The sequence below is a fragment of the Edaphosphingomonas laterariae genome, from assembly GCF_900188165.1.
Taxonomy (GTDB): Bacteria; Pseudomonadota; Alphaproteobacteria; order Sphingomonadales; family Sphingomonadaceae; genus Sphingomonas_E; species Sphingomonas_E laterariae.
The window spans coordinates 116908-136374 of sequence record NZ_FZOS01000010.1 but is presented as its reverse complement, the minus strand read 5'-3'; the positions used below and the strand labels follow the sequence as shown (position 1 = coordinate 136374).

20 protein-coding genes are annotated in these 19467 nt (G+C 66.7%); 10 read left to right on the top strand and 10 right to left on the bottom strand.

Annotated elements, in window-relative coordinates; all coding sequences use genetic code 11:
• The first annotated feature begins 68 nt into the window (after positions 1-68).
• The 5 genes from CHB74_RS11295 to CHB74_RS11275 all read left to right on the top strand — a co-directional run bounded on the left by CHB74_RS11295 (position 69) and on the right by CHB74_RS11275 (position 6001).
• Positions 69-536: a TonB-dependent receptor domain-containing protein gene (locus tag CHB74_RS11295; protein WP_281253535.1), complete on the top strand. Its 468-nt coding sequence runs from the start codon at positions 69-71 to the stop codon at positions 534-536.
• Positions 537-612: 76 nt separating this feature from the next.
• Positions 613-2301, top strand: a complete 1689-nt coding sequence (locus CHB74_RS11290) for an amidohydrolase family protein (protein WP_089219736.1) — start codon at positions 613-615, stop codon at positions 2299-2301.
• 91 nt (positions 2302-2392) lie between these two features.
• A complete protein-coding gene (locus tag CHB74_RS11285; RefSeq protein ID WP_089219735.1) occupies positions 2393-4078 on the top strand; it encodes an amidohydrolase family protein in 1686 nt (561 codons plus the stop codon).
• A gap of 100 nt (positions 4079-4178) precedes the next feature.
• Positions 4179-4634 carry an Lrp/AsnC ligand binding domain-containing protein gene (locus CHB74_RS11280; RefSeq protein WP_218821422.1) on the top strand — a complete coding sequence of 152 codons (456 nt, stop codon included), beginning with the start codon at positions 4179-4181 and terminating at the stop codon, positions 4632-4634.
• Between the two features lie 185 nt (positions 4635-4819).
• Positions 4820-6001, top strand: a complete 1182-nt coding sequence (locus CHB74_RS11275) for an aromatic ring-hydroxylating oxygenase subunit alpha (protein ID WP_089219733.1) — start codon at positions 4820-4822, stop codon at positions 5999-6001.
• Between the two features lies 1 nt (position 6002).
• Here CHB74_RS11275 and CHB74_RS11270 read toward each other — a convergent pair whose 3' ends face one another.
• The 6 genes from CHB74_RS11270 to CHB74_RS11245 form a co-directional block, all read right to left on the bottom strand.
• Positions 6003-6347 (bottom strand): hypothetical protein, encoded by a 345-nt coding sequence (locus tag CHB74_RS11270; protein ID WP_218821421.1) that lies wholly within the window; start codon positions 6345-6347, stop codon positions 6003-6005.
• Between the two features lie 84 nt (positions 6348-6431).
• Positions 6432-7805, bottom strand: a complete 1374-nt coding sequence (locus CHB74_RS11265; RefSeq protein WP_089219731.1) for a glutamate--cysteine ligase — start codon at positions 7803-7805, stop codon at positions 6432-6434.
• A gap of 116 nt (positions 7806-7921) precedes the next feature.
• A complete protein-coding gene (locus tag CHB74_RS11260) occupies positions 7922-8281 on the bottom strand; it encodes a DUF4870 family protein (RefSeq protein WP_089219730.1) in 360 nt (119 codons plus the stop codon).
• 95 nt (positions 8282-8376) lie between these two features.
• Positions 8377-9129 (bottom strand): 16S rRNA (uracil(1498)-N(3))-methyltransferase, encoded by a 753-nt coding sequence (locus CHB74_RS11255; RefSeq protein ID WP_089219729.1) that lies wholly within the window; start codon positions 9127-9129, stop codon positions 8377-8379.
• A gap of 68 nt (positions 9130-9197) precedes the next feature.
• Entirely contained in the window at positions 9198-9746 is a 549-nt protein-coding gene (locus CHB74_RS11250; RefSeq protein ID WP_089219728.1) for a hypothetical protein, read from the bottom strand.
• Between the two features lie 75 nt (positions 9747-9821).
• Positions 9822-10451, bottom strand: coding sequence for a LysE family translocator (locus CHB74_RS11245; protein WP_089219727.1), 630 nt, complete (start codon positions 10449-10451; stop codon positions 9822-9824).
• Positions 10452-10585: 134 nt separating this feature from the next.
• Between CHB74_RS11245 and ubiA the strand changes: the two genes are divergently transcribed.
• From ubiA to CHB74_RS11230, 3 genes are all read left to right on the top strand, one after another.
• On the top strand, positions 10586-11533 hold the full coding sequence (gene ubiA, locus CHB74_RS11240; protein WP_089219726.1) for a 4-hydroxybenzoate octaprenyltransferase: 948 nt from the start codon (positions 10586-10588) through the stop codon (positions 11531-11533).
• A gap of 71 nt (positions 11534-11604) precedes the next feature.
• Positions 11605-12951, top strand: coding sequence for a TldD/PmbA family protein (locus CHB74_RS11235; protein WP_089219725.1), 1347 nt, complete (start codon positions 11605-11607; stop codon positions 12949-12951).
• Positions 12938-13723: a 3'(2'),5'-bisphosphate nucleotidase CysQ gene (locus CHB74_RS11230; protein ID WP_342746589.1), complete on the top strand. Its 786-nt coding sequence runs from the start codon at positions 12938-12940 to the stop codon at positions 13721-13723. The genes CHB74_RS11235 and CHB74_RS11230 overlap by 14 nt, the downstream gene beginning before the upstream one ends.
• Here the strand turns inward: CHB74_RS11230 and CHB74_RS11225 are convergent.
• A complete protein-coding gene (locus CHB74_RS11225) occupies positions 13720-14661 on the bottom strand; it encodes a LysR substrate-binding domain-containing protein (RefSeq protein ID WP_089219724.1) in 942 nt (313 codons plus the stop codon). The two genes, CHB74_RS11230 and CHB74_RS11225, sit on opposite strands and share 4 nt — an antisense overlap.
• A gap of 93 nt (positions 14662-14754) precedes the next feature.
• Here CHB74_RS11225 and CHB74_RS11220 point away from each other — a divergent pair, with 93 nt between their 5' ends.
• Positions 14755-14943: a hypothetical protein gene (locus CHB74_RS11220; RefSeq protein WP_218821420.1), complete on the top strand. Its 189-nt coding sequence runs from the start codon at positions 14755-14757 to the stop codon at positions 14941-14943.
• Between the two features lie 2 nt (positions 14944-14945).
• Positions 14946-15308 carry a hypothetical protein gene (locus tag CHB74_RS11215; RefSeq protein WP_089219722.1) on the top strand — a complete coding sequence of 121 codons (363 nt, stop codon included), beginning with the start codon at positions 14946-14948 and terminating at the stop codon, positions 15306-15308.
• A 22-nt stretch (positions 15309-15330) separates the two neighbouring features.
• Here the strand turns inward: CHB74_RS11215 and CHB74_RS11210 are convergent, their stop codons facing one another.
• The 3 genes from CHB74_RS11210 to CHB74_RS11200 all read right to left on the bottom strand — a co-directional run bounded on the left by CHB74_RS11210 (position 15331) and on the right by CHB74_RS11200 (position 19352).
• Positions 15331-17949 carry a M1 family metallopeptidase gene (locus tag CHB74_RS11210; protein ID WP_089219721.1) on the bottom strand — a complete coding sequence of 873 codons (2619 nt, stop codon included), beginning with the start codon at positions 17947-17949 and terminating at the stop codon, positions 15331-15333.
• Between the two features lie 84 nt (positions 17950-18033).
• Entirely contained in the window at positions 18034-18891 is an 858-nt protein-coding gene (locus CHB74_RS11205; RefSeq protein ID WP_089219720.1) for a sigma-70 family RNA polymerase sigma factor, read from the bottom strand.
• A complete protein-coding gene (locus tag CHB74_RS11200) occupies positions 18891-19352 on the bottom strand; it encodes a carboxymuconolactone decarboxylase family protein (protein WP_089219719.1) in 462 nt (153 codons plus the stop codon). The genes CHB74_RS11205 and CHB74_RS11200 overlap by 1 nt, the downstream gene beginning before the upstream one ends.
• Between the last annotated feature and the right edge of the window lie 115 nt (positions 19353-19467).

Here is a 19467-nt window from a genome sequence, read left to right as displayed (position 1 = left end):
ATCTCTTCCGGGCGATGCTTCTTGCTCGGCATTCCTTGTCTCCTTCGTAATCCAAAATATCATCAATTTTGGACCACTCAGAAGGGGGCAGATCAATCGGCAATGTCGGCTACACCGACGCCAAATTGTCCGAGGACCAGATCAGCAGCGTGGTCATCGCCACCGGGCGCAAGGGTGATCGCCTCGCCTTCGTGCCGAAGTGGAATGTCAGCGGCTCGGCGGAATATACCTTCCCGCTGTCGGACAATCTGGACGGCCTGGTGCGGATGGATGCGGCTTATACCAGCAACTCCTACAGCACGCTGTCGCCGCTCGACGTCTATCGCCGCAAGGTCGATGGCTTCGAACTGGTCAACGCCCGCATCGGCACGCAGGCATCGGATGGCGACTGGAGCGCCTATCTGTTCGTCAACAATGTGTTCGACGCGGCGGCGGTCAACAGCCGTTCGTCGAGCGCCAATACCGGCGGCAAGACGGTTACCTACAGCGCGCCGCCGCGCACGTTCGGCCTGACGCTGACCAAGCGGTTCCGCTGATCGGATGAGGCTTGCCGGCCGCTGCCGGCAAGCCTCCCCACGCCGCGCTGCTTTTCGCGAAAAGAGGGGGTGTTCCATGCTGACAATCAAGCAATCCGTGCGTCTGGGCCTTGCGCTGGGCGCGGCCGTGGTGGCCATTTCGGTCGGTTCGATCGCCCCGGCGCATGAAGCGCAGGGCTTGAAGGTGGAGGCGGTGAAGCCGCGCGCCGGCGCGAAGCCGGCCCCGGCGCGGCAGGCCGGCGAAGGCGCCGGGCCTTATGCCAAGATGGTGATCCGTGGCGTCACGGTGATCGACGGCACGGGCGCGCCGCCGCGCGGGCCGGTGGACATCGTCATTGAAAACAACGTCATCGCGCAGATCCTGCCGGCCGGCACGCCGGGCCTGGCGCTGAAGGCCGGGCGCGAGCCGCGCGACTTCGACTATGAGCTAGACGCGACGGGCATGTTCGTGCTGCCGGGCTTCGTGGACATGCACGTCCATGGTTCGACCGACGACAAGGCGCCGGACCTCAGCTATTCCTACAAGCTGTGGCTGGCCCATGGCGTCACCACCGTGCGCGGTGTCGATCTGGCGCCGCTCGAAACCTCGATCAGCGAACGCGCGCGATCGCAGCGCAACGAAATCGTCGCGCCGCGCATCTTCGCCTATCAGCGGCCCGGCCAGGGCAAGGGCTGGGGCGGCGCCCGCACCGACACGCCGGAAAAGGCGCGCGCCTGGGTGCAATGGGCGGCCAAGCAGGGCATCGACGGCATCAAGCTGATCAACAACGAGGATCAGCCGCCCGAAGTGATGGCCGCGATCATGGACGAGGCCAAGAAGCTGAAGCTGGGCACCGTCGCCCATCTTTCGCAGATCGGCGTGGGCCGGATGAATGCCGAACAGGCCGGCGCGGCGGGGCTGGGCACCGTCACCCATTTCTACGGCCATTTCGAATCCATGCTGAAGAACGGCCAGGTCCAGAACTGGCGGCACGATTATAATTATGCCGACGAGCAGGATCGTTTCGGTGACGTCGCCAACCTCTATGCCGAAAGCGTGGAGGAGGGATCGCCGATGTGGTGGGCCTATCTGGAAAAGCAGAAGGAAAACCACGTCACCTTCGATCCGACGATGACGATCTACGCGGCCGGCCGCGATCTGATGCATGCCCGCAACGCCGATTGGCATGACCAATATACCATGCCGCAGCTCTGGGAATTCTATCAGTCCTCGCGCGAAAATCACGGTTCCTATTTTTACGACTGGACCGTGGGCACCGAGATCAAGTGGCGCAATTTCTACCACAAGTTCATGCGCCTTTTGAACGATTACAAGAATATGGGTGGCCGCGTGGTGACGGGGTCGGACTCCGGCTTCATCTTCGAGCCCTATGGCTTCGGCTATGTGCAGGAACTGGAGATGCTGCAGGAAGCCGGGTTCAACCCGAGCCAGGTGGTGATGGCGGCGACGCTGAACGGCGCGCTGACGCTGTATGAGGCGAAGGGCCAGCCGGTGCCGCCGATCGGATCGGTGCGCGTCGGCAAGCTCGCCGATCTCGTCATCGTCAAGGAAAACCCGCTCCAGAACTTCAAGACGCTCTACGGCACGGGCGCGCTGCGCCTGAACGAACAGACGCAGAAACTGGAGCGCGTCGGCGGCGTCAGCTACACCGTCAAGGACGGCATCGTCTATGACGCCAAGAAGCTGCTGGCCGACGTGGCCGAGATGGTGAAGGCGGAGAAGCGCCGCATGGGCATGCCCGAGGAAGGGCTGCCGCATCCATGATTTACTGGGCGGCCGGTTTCGGCCGCCCCCTTTTATTTTGCGTCCCGCCGGATCATGCCGGCGGACAGGGGTTCCAAATCGGGGTTGTAGAATGAAAAAAATGATCCTTCGCCTGACGGCGCTGGCGCTGGCCACCACCGGGCTTGCCACGGTGGCGCCCGCGCATGACCCGGACGACTGGTTCGTCGGCGGCGCCACCGGCGCGGTCGCGGGGCAGAAGCCGCAATTCGTTCCCGCGCCGGCGCGCACGTCGGCCGAAAGCAAGGGGCCGTTCCGCAAGTTCGTGATCCGCGGCGCCACGCTGATCGACGGCACCGGCGCGCCGCCGCGCGGGCCGATGGACATCGTGGTCGAAGGCAATCGCATCACCGCCGTCACCCAGGCCGGCTGGCCGGGCCTGCCGCTGAAGACCGACCGCGAGCCGCGCGACTTCGACTATGAGATCGACGCGACCGGCATGTATGTGATGCCCGGCTTCGTCGACATGCACGTCCACACCCCGGCGAGCGACAAGGCGCCGGACGTCAGCTACGCCTATAAGCTGTGGCTGGCTCATGGCGTGACCACGGTGCGCGGCGTGCCGCTGGCCGATCCCGCCGTCGCCAGTTCCGAAAAGAACCGTTCGGCCGCCAACGAGATCGCGGCGCCGCGCATCTTCAACTATCAGACGCTGGGTGCCGGCTGGACGGGCGGCGCGATCGATTCCGCCGAAAAGGCACGCGCCTGGGTGCGCTGGGCCGCGAAGAACAACATCGACGGCATCAAGTTCTTCAACCGGCCGGAAGAAACGCCCGATATCATCGCCGCGGCGATCGACGAGGCGCACAAGAACAAGATGGGCACCGTCGCCCATCTCGCGCAGACCGGCGTCGCCAATTTCAACGGCCGCAATGCCGGTGACGCGCATCTCGATACCATCACCCATTATTATGGGCATATGGAATCGCTGCTGAACGGTTCGACCATCCAGAAATTCCCGCTCGATTACAATTATAACAACGAGCAGCACCGCTTCGGCGACATCGCCGAAATCTGGGACGAGGTGTATCCGGTAGGTTCGCCGCAATGGCAGGAATATCTGGAGCATCAGAAGGAAAACGGCGTCACCTTCAACCCGACGTTCAACATCTATGCGGCCTCGCGCGATCTGATGCGTGCCCGCAACGCCGATTGGCAGAACAAATATACGACGCCGCAGCTGTGGAGCTATTTCCAGTCCACCCGCGACAACCATGGTTCCTATTTCTATGACTGGACCACGGAGAATGAGTTCGCCTGGAACCGTTTCTACCGCAATTTCTTCGACCTGGTGAACGGGTACAAGAATATCGGCGGCAAGGTGACGGTCGGCACCGATTCCGGCTTCATCTTCAAGGTCTATGGCTTTGCCTATGTCGAGGAACTGGAGCTGTTCCGCGAGGCGGGCTTCTCGCCGCTGGAGATCCTGCGTTCGGCGACGATGTGGGGGGCCGAGGAAGCCTGGAAGCCCAAGGGTGTCCCGGCGCCGACCGGCGTCGTCCGGCCGGGCATGCTGGCGGACATGGTGATCGTGAAGGAAAACCCGCTCGCCAACCTCAAGACGCTCTATGGCACCGGCCATTCGCGCCTGAACCCGGAAACCAACAAGCAGGAAATGGTCGGCGGCGTCAGCTACACGATCAAGGACGGCGTGGTTTACGACGCCAAGGTGCTGCTGGCCGAAGTCGCCCAGATGGTCGCCGCCGAAAAGGCGCGGCTCAACCAGCCGGGCGCGCCTGCCCCCAACCCCGGCCAGTGAGTGGACGATCGGGGCCCGGCCGACGCGCCGGGCCCCGATTGCCGGCCCCGGATATGCTGGCCGGGGCGCGACGGACGGGATTCCACGGATGGGGCAGGCCATGCTGAGCGAGAGCGATCGCCGGATCCTGCGCGAAATCCAGAAGGATGGCAGGATCACCAATCAGGAACTGGCCAGCCGTTGCGGGCTTTCCGCATCGGCCTGCCTCGATCGCCTGCGCCGCCTGCGCGAACAGGGCTATATCACCGGCTTCATGGCGCTGCTCGATCCCGCGAAGCTCGATCGTTCGCTGATGATGTTCATCGAAGTGCTGCTCGATCGCACGACGCGCGAAACGATCAAGCAATTTGCCGCCGCGATCGTCACCCTGCCCGAAGTGCTCGAATGCCATATGGTCGCCGGTGGCTTCGACTATCTGATCAAGGTCCGCGTGCGCGACATGGCGGCCTATCGCAATTTCCTCGCCGAAACGCTCGTCCAGATGCCCGGCGTCCGCGAAACGCGGACCTATCCGGTGCTGGAAGAGGTGAAGAACGACATCGCGCTGCCGATCTGAGCGCCATCGCGCCTCCGCGGGGAACGCGATGGTGGCAGGGGGCGGATCGACGGATGGCATCCCTCCGGCGGTGATTTAGTTAGGCCTTGCGCACATGGCCGCGTCGCCACAGCCTTGGCTCCGCAAAGCGTGTCTCAATGCCGGCGAAGACTGGCATCTGCGCATTTCGGAGAGGGTGCCACATCATGGAACGTGGAAAGCGGATCGAACTGGCCCGGCGCATCATCGCAATGGCCGAGGCGAACGAGCTGGAATATTGCGACGAACCCGCGGTTGAGCTGGATATCGGCCGCTTCGTCGATCGTGCGCGGTTCGAGAAGGAGAAGGAAGTCTTCTTCCACAATCGCGCGCAATTGCTGGCGTACAGCGCCGACATCGCCGAGCCGGGCGATTATTATGCGACCGAGATCGCCGGCAAGCCGATCCTGCTGGTGCGTGGGCGCGACGGGGTGGCGCGGGCCTTTCTGAACGCCTGCCGCCACCGTGGCGTGCAACTGGCGGAGGGCTGCGGCAAGGCGGCGAGCTTCGTTTGCCCCTATCATGCCTGGACCTTCGCGCTGAACGGCGATCTGGTCGGCGTGCCGAGCCGCAAGGCGTTTGACGGGCTGCTCGAGGATCGCGGGCTTATCGAATTGCCCTGCGTCGAGACGATGGGCTTCCTGCTCGTCCACCCGCAGCCCGATGGCGCCATCGACGTCGACGAATTCTTCGGCCCGATCAAGGAGCATCTGGCCGGCTATCATTTCGAGAATCTGCACCTCGTGCGCGAATTCAGCACCAAGGCGCGGATCAACTGGAAACATGCCGTCGACGGCGGGGTCGAGGGCTATCACGTCCCCTTCCTTCACCCGGAAACGGTGGGGCCGATGACGATGCAGCAGTTCGTCCACCTTGATTTCGGGCTGCATCACACGCTGGTTTCGGTGATGCCGCAGATCATGGAGCTGAAGGACAAGCCCGAAGAGGAATGGCCGGAATATTGCCACTTCTCCGTATCGAACGCGATCTTCCCGAACAGCGTTGTGATCGCGGGCGAGGCGATGGCGATCTTCCAGCGCAGCGACCCGGCCGATCATCCGGGCGAATGCAACTACATCTTCCGGCTTTATGGCTGGGGCAAGAACCCGACCGAGGAGGAGCGCGCCCGCAACGAATATGTCGCCGACATGCTGATCAAGGTGGCGATGGACGAGGATATGAAGATTCAGTCCAATTCGCAGGTGATGATGGAGGCGGGCGCGGTGCCGTCGATCATCCTTGGCCGGCGCGAGCAGAATGTGCTGCGCATGCACCAGAATTACGATCGGCTGATCGGCCATGATGCGGCCGCGACGCTGGCGGCGGACCTGCCGCAGGCGGCGGAATAGATCAGAAGGGCAGCCTGACCGTCGCCTTGATGCGGCGGTCGGGCAGGCCATCGCTACGGCCGGGCTGTTCGGCCTGAATCCGGGCGCGCACGTCGCCGAACAGGCCGATTTCCGCTGGCGGCAGAAGAAGTTCGGGCGCAGCGACTTCGGGTAGCGTTTCGCGAGCGCGCGGCTCGGCGCGGCCGCATACGACGATTTCGCCGCTGTTGCGCGGGCGCCCGCAATCGGGCGAGCCGAACACGGCCTTCGACTGCTCGACCATCTCCTCGGCGGTCAGTTCGGCCGCCGCAGGCACGGGCGCGGCACATAGCAGGACAGCGAAGGATCGGCCGATCGCGCCTTTCATGGCGCGACCGTCACCGTGGATCATGGCCGAAATCAGGCCGGGAAGTGGCGCCCGATCAGCTCCTTGCGCGTGCGGGGTGCCGGGTCAGAAACGCGTCTCGTCATAGATGCGCGAAATGTCGCCGCCCCATTCGCCGTCATATTTGGCGAGCAGGCGTTCGGCCGGCGTCTTGCCCGATTCCACGATTTCGCGGACCGGATCGAGATAACCCTGTTCGCTGTCGCCCGCGCCGTTCAGCCGCGCGCGCGCGGACAGGCCGGCATCGGCGATGGCGAGGATTTCCTTGCCCAGTTGCTGGAAGGTGCGGCCGCGCGGCCCCCTTGCGTTGAGGCCGAGCTTGGGCACCTCCGCGCGGATGCGGTGATGATCCTCGATCGTCCAGTGCTTCACCGTGTCCCACGCCGCGTCGAGCGCCGTCTGATCGTAAAGCAGGCCGACCCAGAAAGCGGGCAGCGCGCAGATCCGGTTCCACGGCCCGCCATCGGCGCCGCGCATCTCGAGGAAGCTCTTCAGCCGCACTTCGGGGAAGGCGGTGGAAAGATGGTCGGTCCAGTCGCCCAGCCGCGGCTTTTCGCCCGGCAGCGCGGGCAGATCGCCCTTCAGGAAATCACGGAAGCTCTGCCCCGCCGCGTCGATATAGCCGCCGTTGCGGAAGACGAAATACATCGGCACGTCGAGCATGTAATCGGCATAGCGTTCGTAGCCGAAGCCATCTTCGAACACGAAGGGCAGCATGCCGGTGCGGTGCGGATCGGTATCCGTCCAGATGTGGCTGCGATAGCTGAGATAGCCGTTGGGCTTGCCTTCGGTGAAGGGCGAATTGGCGAAGATCGCGGTGGCCAGCGGCTGCAACGCCAGCGACACGCGGAACTTCTTCACCATGTCCGCCTCGCTGGAATAATCCAGGTTGGTCTGGATGGTGCAGGTACGCAGCATCATGTCCAGCCCCAGCGATCCGACGCGCGGCATATGGCGCAGCATGATGCCGTAGCGGCCCTTGGGCATGACCGGCAGTTCGGCGCGGGTCTTGTCCGGCCAGAAGCCGAGGCCGAGATAGCCGAGGCCGAGCCGATCGCCCACCGCCTTCACCTGTTCGAGATGGCGGCCGGTTTCGGCGCAGGTCTGGTGCAGGTTGTCGAGCGGGGCGCCCGACAGTTCGAGCTGGCCCGCCGGTTCCAGGCTGACGGCGCCGTCCGGGCCGGTGAGCGCGATGACGTTGTCGCCTTCGTAAACCGGTTCCCAGCCATATTTGGTGAGGCCGAGAAGCAGGGCGTGGATGCCGCCCGGTTCCTCATAGGAAGGCGCGCGGTGATCGTTCAGCCAATAGACGAACTTTTCATGCTCGGTGCCGATGCGCCAGCGTTCGCGGGGCTTTTCGCCCTTCTGGAAGATGGCGAGAAGGTCGTCGCGACCTTCGATCAGGGGATCATCCTGGCCCGATTCCGTGCGCGTGCTCATGTGGCGCCCATAGCGGGGGCGAGGCGGCTTAGCCAGCGATCAGTTGCACTTGGGAACGGACGACGTGAACAGCCGCCCGCCGCGTGCGTTGGCAGCGCGACGGGCGGCGCACGATCCTACCAGAGCCAGCTTTCCGGATTGGCGATCGGTTCGCGCCGTTGCGCGGCCAGAAGCGCGATCACCGTGCGGATGACGACCCAGACGGCAACGGCGAGCAGGCCGAACAGCCCGATCAGGATGAGCGACAGCACGGCCGATATCAGGCCGGCGATCACCGCGATCCAGAAGGTGCGGATGTGGAAGGTATAATGGCTGGCTTCCCAACTGCCGGCCGCTTCGCCGCGCCACACATAAGCGAGCACGATGCCGACCAGACTGGTGATGCCGATGAAGAAGCTGGCCAGATAAAGCAGGGCGACGATGGTCGGGTGATTGAGATCGAAGCCCGACGTGGTGTTGTTGTTCGTTCCGTTCATCCTGAACAAACCTCCCTGACAGGGATGAAGCGGGAAGGATGGCAGGACATCGCCATTTTTCAACGACTTTTCGAATCGGGACGGTGATCGCCCGATCAGGCGCCGTCGCCGCGCCAGTCCCCCGCCGTCGCCATCCAGATCGCGATCGCCGCCGCCGCCGCCGTTTCCGCGCGCAGGATGCGCGGGCCCAGGCCGATGCCGACGGCGCCGGCCGTGGCGCGGATCGCGGCGCGTTCTTCATCGGTGAAGCCGCCTTCGGGGCCGATCAGGATCGCCGCCGGCCCCGGCTTCGCCACCTGCGCAAAGGGCGTGCCGCCGGCTTCGTCGGCGAAATAGAGCGCCCGATCGGCCGGCCAGTCCTTCAACAGCGCGTCCAGCTTGAGGGGTTGGGCAAGTTCGGGCAGCGCCGTGCGGCCGCATTGTTCGGCCGCCTCGATCATGTGCGCGCGCAGCCGTTCGCCGTTCAGCCGATCGACGATCGTCCGCCGCGTCAGCACCGGCACCAGCCGCGCGACGCCGAGTTCGCACGCTTTTTCGGCCACCCAGTCGATCCGGCCCTTCTTGATCGGGGCGGCAAGCAGCCAGAGATCGGGCACCGCTTCACGCGGGGAAAGCTGTGCGGTGATCACCAAAGTCAGCCGTCGTTTCGCGGCATCGGCAACCTCGGCCAGCCATTCGCCGGTGCGATCGTCGAACAACCGCACCGGATCCCCCGGCTTCAGCCGCATGACATTGCCGAGATAATTGGCGGCGGCACCGTCGATCGGCACCGACAGGCCGGCGGCCAGCGGCATATCGACGAACAGGCGGGGCGTGCTGGCGGGCGGCCAGGCGGGTGTGGCAGGCATGGGCTATCGTCTCCGTGCGGCCTCCCTGCCGCCTTGCGGCGCCCAAGTCGAGATCGGTGCGCGTCGGATCAGCGGGTGCAGGGGTGCGCCTTGCTTGCCGGATCGCAGACGAGCACGGCGCGCAGCCAGCGCCGATCCGCCTCCGCTTCGGCCGGTGGCGCCGCATAACGCACCGCCATCTGCGCGACGTAGAAATTGCTCTCGCCACGAATGGCGCGGAAGATCACATCCTCGCGCTTGCCGGTGGCGGGGTTGCTGGGGCAGCGGAGCGCCATGAAGGCATTGGCATAGCCGTTGATGGTTTCGGCGCGGATCGGATCGCGCATCACGCCGGGGCAGGCGCGGGCGAAGCCGTCGCCGATGAAGGCGAGCAATTGTTCGGGCGTGCGCTGGACGCCGCCGGCGAAGGTTTGCAGCGTCGCCATCTTGGTCCACGCCTCCACCGTCTCGCCTTCCGGCACCAGTTCGACGATGTGCATCGGCCCCTGAACCTTGTCGAAGCCGATCTTGAAGCCCGGCGGCATATCATGCTGCATCGCCTCACCCGGTGACGGTGCCTGGGCGGAAACGGCGGCGGATGCGAACAATGCGATGGCGGCGGCGACTGTGCGGAACATGGCTTCCCCCTTCAATGCGCCGGATGAAGCCCGATTTTGGGCATGGCGGCAAGCGATGGCTTCGCCGCTGAGGCTTCAGCGCTGCGACAAAGCGAGCTTGACCCCGAAGCCGATGAACAGGCCGCCCGTCACCCGGTCCATCCGCCGGATCACCGCAGGCCGGGCCAGCAACCGGCCGAGCGGGACGGTGGCGGCAACCAGCACCATCAGCCAGAGCACGCCGATCGCCGCCTGCAGCAAGGCGAGCATGAAGCTGTAGGTGGCGACGGCGGATCCGGCCGGCACGAACTGGGGCAGGAAGGTGACGTAGAAGACGCCGACCTTCGGGTTGAGCAGGTTGGTGACCAGCCCGTTGCGAAAGCTGGCCCATGAGCCTCCGCGCGGCATGGCCGTTCCCGCATCGACCGCGAAGCCCCGGCGCGGCGCGAACAGCAGCTTGGCCCCGAGCCAGCCGAGATAGGCGGCGCCGGCATATTTGACGATCGTGTAGGCGAGTTCGGAGGCGTGGAGCAGCGCGCCGAGACCGATGGCCGCCGCCGCGCCCCAGATCGTGCAGCCAAGGAAGATGCCGGCGATCGCCAGCAGCGCGCGGCGCGGCCCTTCGACCGCGGCGGTGCGCAGCACCAGCGCCGTATCGATCCCCGGCGTGACGGCCAGCAGCGTGGCGGCGACGGCGAAGGCGACAAGCGAGGATGTGACGGCCATTTCCGGGCTCCCGATCGGACAGGCGGGCCCTGCGCCGTCGGCATGGCGAAATCATGGCGCAGGGCGATGGCGGCGCGTTGCGACGCGGGCGGCGATGGGTTTCGGAATCGGGCCATGGCGCCTAGAAGCGGGCCATGTCCGAACCGGCCTCCCACCCCGCGCCCGCCCCCGCTGCCGCCCCCGCTGCCGCGATCGTCCCCGATTCCGAACAGCGCGCGGTGGTTGCGGCGCTGCCGTCGCGGCTGGGCGATTTCGTCCAGCTTGGCCGGTTCGACCGGCCGATCGGCGCTTGGCTGCTGTTCTGGCCCGGTGCCTGGGCGATCGCGTTGGCCGGCGCGCCCTGGCATTGGGCGCTGCTGCTGCTGTTCGCGCTGGGATCGCTGGTCATGCGCGGCGCGGGCTGCGTCTATAACGACATCGTCGATCGCGATCTCGACCGGAAGGTGGAACGCACCCGCAGCCGCCCGCTGGCCAGCGGACGCCTGTCGCTGAAGGCGGCATGGGCGTTCCTGATCGCGCTCTGCCTGATCGGGCTGGCGATCAACCTGCAGCTCAATATCGTCGCGCAGGGCGTGGCGATCGGCAGCCTTGCGCTGGTCGCGGCCTATCCCTTCATGAAACGGATCACCTGGTGGCCGCAGGCATGGCTCGGCCTCGTCTTTTCCTGGGCGGCGCTGGTCGGCTGGGCGGCGGTGACGGGGCGGATCGAGCTGCCCGGGCTGCTGCTTTATGCCGGCAGCATCTTCTGGGTGATCGGTTACGACACGATCTACGCGCTGCAGGATATCGAGGATGATGCGCTGGCCGGGGTGAAATCCTCGGCGCGCGCGCTCGGCCGGCATGCGCGCGGCGGCGTCGCGATCCTTTATGCGATCGCGATCCTGTTGTGGGCGGCGGCGATCTGGTCGATCCGGCCGCAGATGCTGGCGCTCGCGGCATTGCTGCCGATGGCGCTGCACCTCGGCTGGCAGGTGGCGACGCTCCGCCGCGACGATGTGGGCGATGCGCTGGCCAAATTCCGGTCGAACCGTTTTGCCGGCCTGCTGATGTTTCTCGCCTGCGGGGTGGTCGCGGTCGCCTGATCGCAGCAAAGCTGCCGCTTCGGCGCGGATTTGGGGGTGACGTTGCCCGCGGTCGCCCTTAAGTCCCATCCATGCTCACGATCGCCCAAGCCGAAGACCGCGTCGCCACCCTGATCGCCCAGGCCCGCAAGGCCGGCGCCGACGCCGCCGATGCCCTTTATGTCTGCGATGCCTCCACCCAGGTCACGGTGCGGCTTGGCCAGCTGGAGGATGTCGAACGTTCGGAGGGCGAGGATATCGGCCTGCGCGTCTTCGTCGGCCGGCGATCGGCCAGCGTGTCATCGTCCGACCTTTCGGCCGATGCGCTTGCGGCGCTGGTCGACCGGGCCGTCGCCATGGCGCGCGAGGCGCCGGAAGATCCCTGGGCGGGGCTGGCCCCGGCCGATCGCCTGCTGGCGGGCGATGTCCCTGCGCTCGAATCCGACGACGGCGCCGATCCGTCGCCCGCCGCGCTGCGCGAACGGGCGCTCGCCGCCGAGGAAGCGGCGCGCGGCGTGGCCGGCGTCACCAACAGCGAGGGCGCCGGCGCCACCGCCGGGCGCTCGGTGATCGCGCTGGCCACCAGCCATGGCTTCACGCGCGGCTATGCGACGACGGGCTACAGTTCGTCAGCCAGCGTGATCGCGGGCGAAGGGCTGGGGATGCAGCGCGATTACGCCTATCACAGCGCGCGCCATTTCGCCGATCTGGAGGGCGCGGCCGCCATCGGCCTGCGCGCCGGTGAGCGCGCGGTGGCGCGGCTGAACCCCGGCAAGCTGCCGAGCGGCGCGATGCCGGTTGTGTTCGATCCGCGCGCGGGGGCCAGCCTGCTCGGCCATTTTGCCGGCGCGATCACCGGCGCGGCGGTCGCCCGGCGGACCAGCTTCCTGCTCGGCAAGCTCAGCGAACAGATTTTCGCGCCGGGCATCACCATCCGCGACGACCCGCATCGCGTGCGCGGGCTGCGGTCCAAGCCGTTCGACGGCGAAGGCCTGCCGACGCACCCGCGCGACCTGATCGCCGATGGCGTGCTGACCACCTGGCTGCTCGATTCGGCGTCCGCCCGCCAGCTCGACATGGCGCCGACCGGCCATGCCGTGCGCGGCATCGGCGGCGCGCCGGGCGCGGGCGCGACCAACCTTTACCTCGCCGCCGGGCCGCTGAGCCCCGCCGAGCTGATGGCCGACGTGAAACTCGGCCTCTACGTCACCGAACTGATCGGCCAGGGGGTGAACCCGATCACCGGCGATTACAGCCGTGGCGCATCGGGCTTCGTGATCCGCGACGGGCAACTGGCCGAACCGGTTGCCGAAATCACCGTGGCCGGCAATCTGGTCGATATGTTCCGCAACATCACGCCCGCCAGCGACCTTGAGTTTAGGCGCGGCGTCGACGTGCCCACCCTGCGTGTGGAGGGGCTCACCATTGCCGGCGCCTGACGGCCTGCTCGACGCGGTGAGCGCGATCGCCGCGGAGGCCGGCCGGATGGCGCTTGCGCGCGGACAGGAAGAATATCGCCGCTGGGAAAAGGTGCCGGGCCATCCGGTGTGCGAGGTCGACCTGGAGCTCGACCATCTGCTGCGCGAACGGCTGGCGCGGCTCGATCCCGATGCCGGCTGGCTGTCGGAGGAAACCGCCGACAGTGCCGAACGGCTGCTGGGCGTGCGTACCTGGGTGGTCGATCCGATTGACGGCACGCGCGATTTCCTGCGTGGGCGGCCGGGCTGGTCCGTCTCGATCGCGCTGGTCGAAGGCGGGCGGCCGCTGATCGGCGTGCTCGACGCGCCGGCGCGGGGCGAACATTGGCGCGCGCAGGCGGACATGGGCGCGACCCGCAACGGCGATCCGATCCGGGTGAGCGAGCGGACCGATTTCATCGGCGCGCGCGTGCCAGCGGATTCGCTGCCCAAGGTGGATGCCGATCTGGTGACGGTGGCCAAGCCCAATTCGATCGCGCTGCGCATCGCGATGGTCGCCGCTGGCGAGGCGGACCTGCTCGCCACGCTGCGCTGGGGGCATGAGTGGGATATCGCCGCCGCCGCCCTGATTGCACAGGAAGCGGGCGCCACCGTAACCGACGCGCTGGGCCGGCCGCTGCGCTACAATTCCACCAAGGGCGAAGCCTTCGGTATCCTCGCCGCAACGCCGGGCATCCATGCGGCCGCGATCGCGCGGCTTGCCGATCGCGCGGCGACGGCGGTGGTGCGTTAAAACCCGTCCGGTGGAACGAAGGCACCGGTCGTGTCGGTCGCCGCATGATCCGCGATCTCGCCGAGCAGCCAATCCCGAAAGGCGCGGATCTTGGGCGTGTTGCGCTTATATTCGGGATAGACCAGCCAGAAATTGCCGGTGCCGAAGGCGATGTGCGGCAATGGCTGGACGAGACGGCCCGAAAGCAGATCGTTCCGCCAGAGCGCGGGCGCGAGCACCGCGAAACCCTGTCCGGCGATGGCGGCCGCGCCTTCGATCGCCTGTGAATCGAGCCGGACCGAACCGCGCGCCGGGGCACCCGCCATATCGATGCCGAGCGAGGCGAACCATTCGGTCCACCAGATATCGTCCGGGCTGAGGCGGGGCAGGCGCAGCAGATCGGCCGGCGCCAGCGCGTCGCCGGCGGCGGGCAGCAGCGCCGGGCTGCACAGCGGCGCGAAATGGATGCGGAACAGGAAATGGCGGGCGAGCCCCGGCCAGTCGCCATGGCCGCTGCGGATCGCGCAATCCACCTCCTCGCGCGCGAAGTCGACGATATGGTTGCTGGCGTCCAGGCTGACGGCCAGGTCGCGCTGGCTCATCTGGAAGGTGCCGAGCCGGGGGGCGAGCCACAGCGCGGCGAAGCTGTTGACCGCGCTGATCCTGAGCACGCCGCCCAGATCCTCGCGCGCATGGGCGAAGGCCGCGATCAGCGTTTCGAACGCGCCGGTGACGGCGGGGGCCAGGCGCCGGCCGACATCGGTGAGCACCACGCGCCGCGCTTCGCGCAGGAACAGCCGCGCCCCCAGCCGTTCCTCGAGCAGGCGGATCTGGTAGCTGACCGCCGCCTGCGTCATCCCCAATTCTTCGGCCGCGCGGGTGAAGCTTTCGTGCCGGGCTGCCGCCTCGAACGCGCGAATGGCGGTGAGCGGGGGCAGCGTGGTGATCGACAAGCCCAAATTCTCCTTATGATATCATCCCGAATATCGCGTTGCGGATGATGGCTGTCGAGATCAGTTTCCGGGTCCGGGCAAATGGCCCTGGACAGGGAAATGACCATGCGGGACGATTTTCTGGGCCCATCCTGGGCCGAAAGCCACCATATCTGGGCGAACAGCGTCGCCGACGCGATCACCTGGCTCGCAGGCTTGCCGCTTGCGCTGCGCCGAGGCACAAACGGGCAGCGCGTAGCGATTGGACTGGCCTGCGTGCATAAGGACTCCTCACGCAAGGAAGCCTGAGCATGACGGCCGACCTGACTGATGGCACGATCATATTGCGACGCTGGACGGGGCGTATCCGCTCCGCCGACGCCGATACCTATCTGGCCTATGTGAGCCGCACCGGCGCGATGGATTATGCCTCGACGCCCGGCAATATCGGCTTCCAGATCGCGGTGCGCGATCTGGGCGATGGCACGACCGAACTGACGACGTTGAGCTGGTGGCGTTCGATGGACGCCATCCGCCTGTTCGCCGGCGAGGATGTGACGCGGGCGCGTTATTATCCCGAGGACGACCGCTTCCTGATCGAGCGGCCCGAACATGTGGAGCACCACATGGTCACGTCATCGCGCCTGCAATGGCCGGGGCCGGAAGGCAAATAGCCCCCCGGCCCATGGCCGACCTTCACTTGCCCGTGAACAGCGCGTCGATCTCCTGCCCGCGCGCGGCCTTGAGCGCGCCGCAGTTGCGCACCTTCTCGATCGTCCGGTCGAGCGTCAGCGCGCCACGGCCGAAGGCCGCGACCTGCGGCTTGAGCGCGGCATCGAGCGTGCCGGCCTTCTCGACCGAACAGACCGCCGACGGGATCGACAGCATCGCATTGACGCTGGTCAGGTTCGTATCGCGCGCCAGCTTCTCGAAATTGGCGGTGAGATAGGCAAGGCCGATATCCTGCGTGGCGAGCGTCTGGGTGATGCCCGATACGATCGACACCTTTTCGGTCGCGCGCAGGCGCGGTTCGCCGATCTGGCCGATCAGCCATTGGGCGACCTCGGGCCGGCCCGAACCCGCGATGGCGAGGATCGCACGGCCGCGGAAATAGGCATCGGTGGACGCCAGCGCCCGCGCGAACAGCGCCTGCGCGGCCGGCGCGCCACCTTCTTCGACATGGACACGGAGCGCTGCGGCGAGGAACGCCGAATCGAGCGCGGCCGCATCGCCGGCCAGATAGGCCTTGGCGGCGGCGGCGAGCTTGCCGCGCGTTGCCGGATCGCGTGCTTCGCGGGTGACGATGCTGACGAGATCGGTGCGCAGCTTCTGCACGTCGGGGCTGTCGCCGCCATTCGCGCCGCGCGCGGGGTTGAAACCGATCGCTTCGAGCTTGGGCAGATAGGTGCCGAGCAGCACGCGGTGCAGGCCGGGGCGGGCAGCCGGACTGACCAGCCCGCGCCGATCCCATTCGGCCAGGCGCGTGCCGCTATCGACCGCCGCGTTCGAATCGCTGTGCGCGGCGAAGGCGCCGGCGGCTTCGACGAGCCGCATGGGCCGCGCGCCACCGGCGGCGAAGCTGGCCCACAGGCTGTCGATCGTGGCCAGCGCCTCGCCCGACGGCAGCTTCGGCGCATCGGCGATCAGCGCCGACCAGTCGGCATCCGCCATGTCGAAGCGATAATAGCCGTGGCCGCCGGCATTGGGCATCAGCGTGCCGCTGCCCTTGGCGGTCATCGTCATCTGCGGCTGATCGACCAGCGTGCAGCTCTTGGTGCCGCCCTTGTCGACGCAGAAGGGGATGGTCCAGGTCGTCGCCGGCACCGCGCCCGCCCCGATCGCGGCATAGCGTTTCTGGCTGAGCGACAATTGCGGGCTGGCCTGGCGCACGTCGACGACGGGCACGCCCTGCTGGTCGACGAAGCCCTTCATCGCGGTCACGATGCGCGGATCGCCGGCGGCTTCGGCCAGCGACCGGAAGAAATCATCCGCCGTGGCATTGCCGCGCGCGTGGCGCGACAGATGGAGCTGGACGCCCTTCTGGAAGGTTTCGCGGCCCATATAGCTTTCGACCATGTCGACGACCTGGCCGCCCTTGCCATAGGTGATCGCATCGAACGCGCTGTCGATCGCGCCGCTGTCGGTGATCGGCTCACGGATCGGGCGACCGACCTTGAGCGCGTCGATGTTCATCGCGTCGAGCGCCTCGTCGATCGCGCCGACGCCGATATTGAGTTCGGGGCGCCACTGATCGCCGATGCGGTAGCCGATCCAGTTGGCGAAGCTTTCGTTGAGCCAGATGTCGTCCCACCAGGCCGGCGTCACCAGATCGCCGAACCATTGGTGGCCCAGTTCATGCGCCACGACCATGCCGAAATTCTGCTTCTGGCGGGTCGGTGATCCATCGTCGAGCAGCAGCAGCGTATCGTCGTAAATGACGGCGCCGGCATTCTCCATCGCGCCGCCCATCACCGGCGAAGCGATCTGATCGAGCTTGGGGAAGGGGAAAGGCGAGCCGAAATAGGCTTCGAGCAGCTGGACGATGCGCGGCGTTTCCTTGAGCGCATAGGCCATCTTATCCTTCTGGCCCCGCGTCGCCAGGATGCGCAGCGGCAGCGGCGTCGCGCGCTGCGCCGTGGCCGGGATCGTGCCTTCGACCATGTCGAACGGGCCGACGGCGAAGGCCATCAGATAGGTCGGCAGCTTTTCGGTGACGCTGTAGCTGTGCGTCACCATCTTGCCGGCCTTGCGGGTGCCGGTTTCGGCGCCATTGGTGACCGCCACGGCATCGGCCGGCGTGGTCAGCGTCACGCTATAGGGGGTCTTGAAGCCGGGCTCGTCGAAGCCGGGGAAGGCCGCGCGGGCGTCGATCGACTGGAACTGCGTCCAGGCATAATAACGATCGCCGACCTTGACCCGGTAGAGCCCGGCCGCGCCATCGCCGAACGGGGCGTCATAATCGAAGCCCAGCGTCACCTTGCCGGGCGCGAGGGGCTTGGCGAAATCGAGCCGGACGACACCGAGCTGGTGGACCTGGCTGTAGGTGACGGCGACCGTGCTCGCGCCCGATTTCGCCCACGCCTTTGATACCTTGAGATCGCGGCCGTGGATGTAGAGCGTCTGCGTCGCCCGCTTCAGGTCGACGTCGATTTCGGTGTGGCCGGAAAAGCGCGGCTGTTCGGGGTCGATCGTCAGATCGAGCCGATAGGCGATCGGCGCCGCGATATCGGGCAGGCGGCCGGTGGGAATAGTGTCGGCGGCGGAGGCCGCAACCGGGATCAGGGCAGTGGCAAGGCCGAGCAGCAGATGGCGCATCGAGTGGCTTTCATGACCATGGATTGGCGATGGTCTAGCGGCGGCACTGTCTCACTGCAATAAGGCACCTCGGGGCCTCCGCCGTCAGTTGAGGTGCCTCAGCTTGTCCGGGTTACGCATGACGTAGATGGCGACGATCTTGCCGTCGGCGATCTCCAGCGCGGTGGTCTGCAATTCGCCATCCCCCTCGCGCGTGATGAAGCCGGGCAGGCCGTTGATCGTGACGGTGCGGACGAGGTTCGAGCCATATTTGCGGAACAGCACGGCGAGCGCCTTGTGAAGCTGCAGCACGTGAGCGGCGCCGGCGATCAGCCCCACCGCCGCCGGTCGCTTGCCGCCGCCATCGGCATGCATGCTGACATCCGCGGCGAGCAGCGCGCCGAGCGCACCCATGTCGCCGCTGCGCGAGGCCGCGAAGAAGGCGGCGGCGAGTTCCAGCCCCTTGCGCTTTTCCACCTGATAGCGCGGCCGCGCCTCGCGGACATGCGTGCGCGCCCGCGCGGCGAGCTGGCGGCAGGCAGCGGAATCGCGCTGGATGGTGGTCGCCACCTCGTCGAAACCGACCCCGAACACGTCGTGCAGCAGGAAGGCGGCGCGTTCGAGCGGGGAGAGGCGTTCCAGCGCGAGCATCAGCGGCAGGGTGACGTCCTCCTCATCCTCCTCCTCGACGATCGGATCGGGCAGCCACGGGCCGACATAGGTTTCGCGCTGATGGCGCGCGGATTTGAGCTGATCGAGGCAGAGCCGCGTCACCGTGCGGCGCAGGAACGCCTCGGGCTCGATCACGGCGGCGCGATCGGCCCCCATCCAGCGGATGAAGGCCTCCTGCACCACATCCTCGGCATCGGCGACCGAGCCGAGCATGCGGTAGGCGACGCGGGTGAGGCGGGGGCGCAGCGGATCGAAGCTGGCCGCCGCGTCGTCATGCGCCGCCATGCCCATCACGCGGCCACCTTGGCCGGCGCGCCATTTTCGTACCAGAGGCCGAAGCCCACGGCGATCCGGTTCCAGCCATTGATGATGTTGATCATCAAGGTCAGCTTCACCTGTTCCTCCTCGCTGAATTCGGCCTGGAGCGCCTGATAGGCGGCCTCATGGCTGTGCGTTTCGGAAAGGCGCGTCAAGGCATCCGTCCAGCCGAGCGCGGCGCGTTCGCGTTGGGTGTAGCAGGGGGCCTCGGCCCAGGCCGACAGCAGGTAGATGCGCTGTTCGGTCTCGCCCTTCGCCCGCGCCTCGGCGGTGTGCATGTTGATGCAGTTGGCGCACCGGTTGATCAGCGAGGAGCGGATCTTGACCAGTTCGATCAGGCTGGGTTCGAGGCTGGCGGCGATCGCGGTCGACAGGCCGGTCCACTGCTTCATCAGCGTCGGCAGGGCGGCATAGGGGTCAAGCTTGGCGGTCATGGCAACGGTTCCTTTCGTGGGTTCCGTTGCCATGACGAGCCGGCATCGCCGCCTGTGACATGCGCGGCGATATTTTTTCTTCCCCCGCCCGTCCGGCGCGGGGGAAGCGGGTGGC

What these genes read in the sequence shown, in the direction of transcription:
- CHB74_RS11290 (WP_089219736.1), top strand. Translation starts at nt 613, where the DNA reads ATGCTGACAATCAAGCAATCCGTGCGTCTGGGCCTTGCGCTGGGCGCG.
- CHB74_RS11285 (WP_089219735.1), top strand. Translation starts at nt 2,393, where the DNA reads ATGAAAAAAATGATCCTTCGCCTGACGGCGCTGGCGCTGGCCACCACC.
- CHB74_RS11280 (WP_218821422.1), top strand. Translation starts at nt 4,179, where the DNA reads ATGCTGAGCGAGAGCGATCGCCGGATCCTGCGCGAAATCCAGAAGGAT.
- CHB74_RS11275 (WP_089219733.1), top strand. Translation starts at nt 4,820, where the DNA reads ATGGAACGTGGAAAGCGGATCGAACTGGCCCGGCGCATCATCGCAATG.
- CHB74_RS11270 (WP_218821421.1), bottom strand. Translation starts at nt 6,347, where the DNA reads ATGAAAGGCGCGATCGGCCGATCCTTCGCTGTCCTGCTATGTGCCGCG.
- CHB74_RS11265 (WP_089219731.1), bottom strand. Translation starts at nt 7,805, where the DNA reads ATGAGCACGCGCACGGAATCGGGCCAGGATGATCCCCTGATCGAAGGT.
- CHB74_RS11260 (WP_089219730.1), bottom strand. Translation starts at nt 8,281, where the DNA reads ATGAACGGAACGAACAACAACACCACGTCGGGCTTCGATCTCAATCAC.
- CHB74_RS11255 (WP_089219729.1), bottom strand. Translation starts at nt 9,129, where the DNA reads ATGCCTGCCACACCCGCCTGGCCGCCCGCCAGCACGCCCCGCCTGTTC.
- CHB74_RS11250 (WP_089219728.1), bottom strand. Translation starts at nt 9,746, where the DNA reads ATGTTCCGCACAGTCGCCGCCGCCATCGCATTGTTCGCATCCGCCGCC.
- CHB74_RS11245 (WP_089219727.1), bottom strand. Translation starts at nt 10,451, where the DNA reads ATGGCCGTCACATCCTCGCTTGTCGCCTTCGCCGTCGCCGCCACGCTG.
- ubiA (WP_089219726.1), top strand. Translation starts at nt 10,586, where the DNA reads ATGTCCGAACCGGCCTCCCACCCCGCGCCCGCCCCCGCTGCCGCCCCC.
- CHB74_RS11235 (WP_089219725.1), top strand. Translation starts at nt 11,605, where the DNA reads ATGCTCACGATCGCCCAAGCCGAAGACCGCGTCGCCACCCTGATCGCC.
- CHB74_RS11220 (WP_218821420.1), top strand. Translation starts at nt 14,755, where the DNA reads ATGACCATGCGGGACGATTTTCTGGGCCCATCCTGGGCCGAAAGCCAC.
- CHB74_RS11215 (WP_089219722.1), top strand. Translation starts at nt 14,946, where the DNA reads ATGACGGCCGACCTGACTGATGGCACGATCATATTGCGACGCTGGACG.
- CHB74_RS11210 (WP_089219721.1), bottom strand. Translation starts at nt 17,949, where the DNA reads ATGCGCCATCTGCTGCTCGGCCTTGCCACTGCCCTGATCCCGGTTGCG.
- CHB74_RS11205 (WP_089219720.1), bottom strand. Translation starts at nt 18,891, where the DNA reads ATGGGCATGGCGGCGCATGACGACGCGGCGGCCAGCTTCGATCCGCTG.
- CHB74_RS11200 (WP_089219719.1), bottom strand. Translation starts at nt 19,352, where the DNA reads ATGACCGCCAAGCTTGACCCCTATGCCGCCCTGCCGACGCTGATGAAG.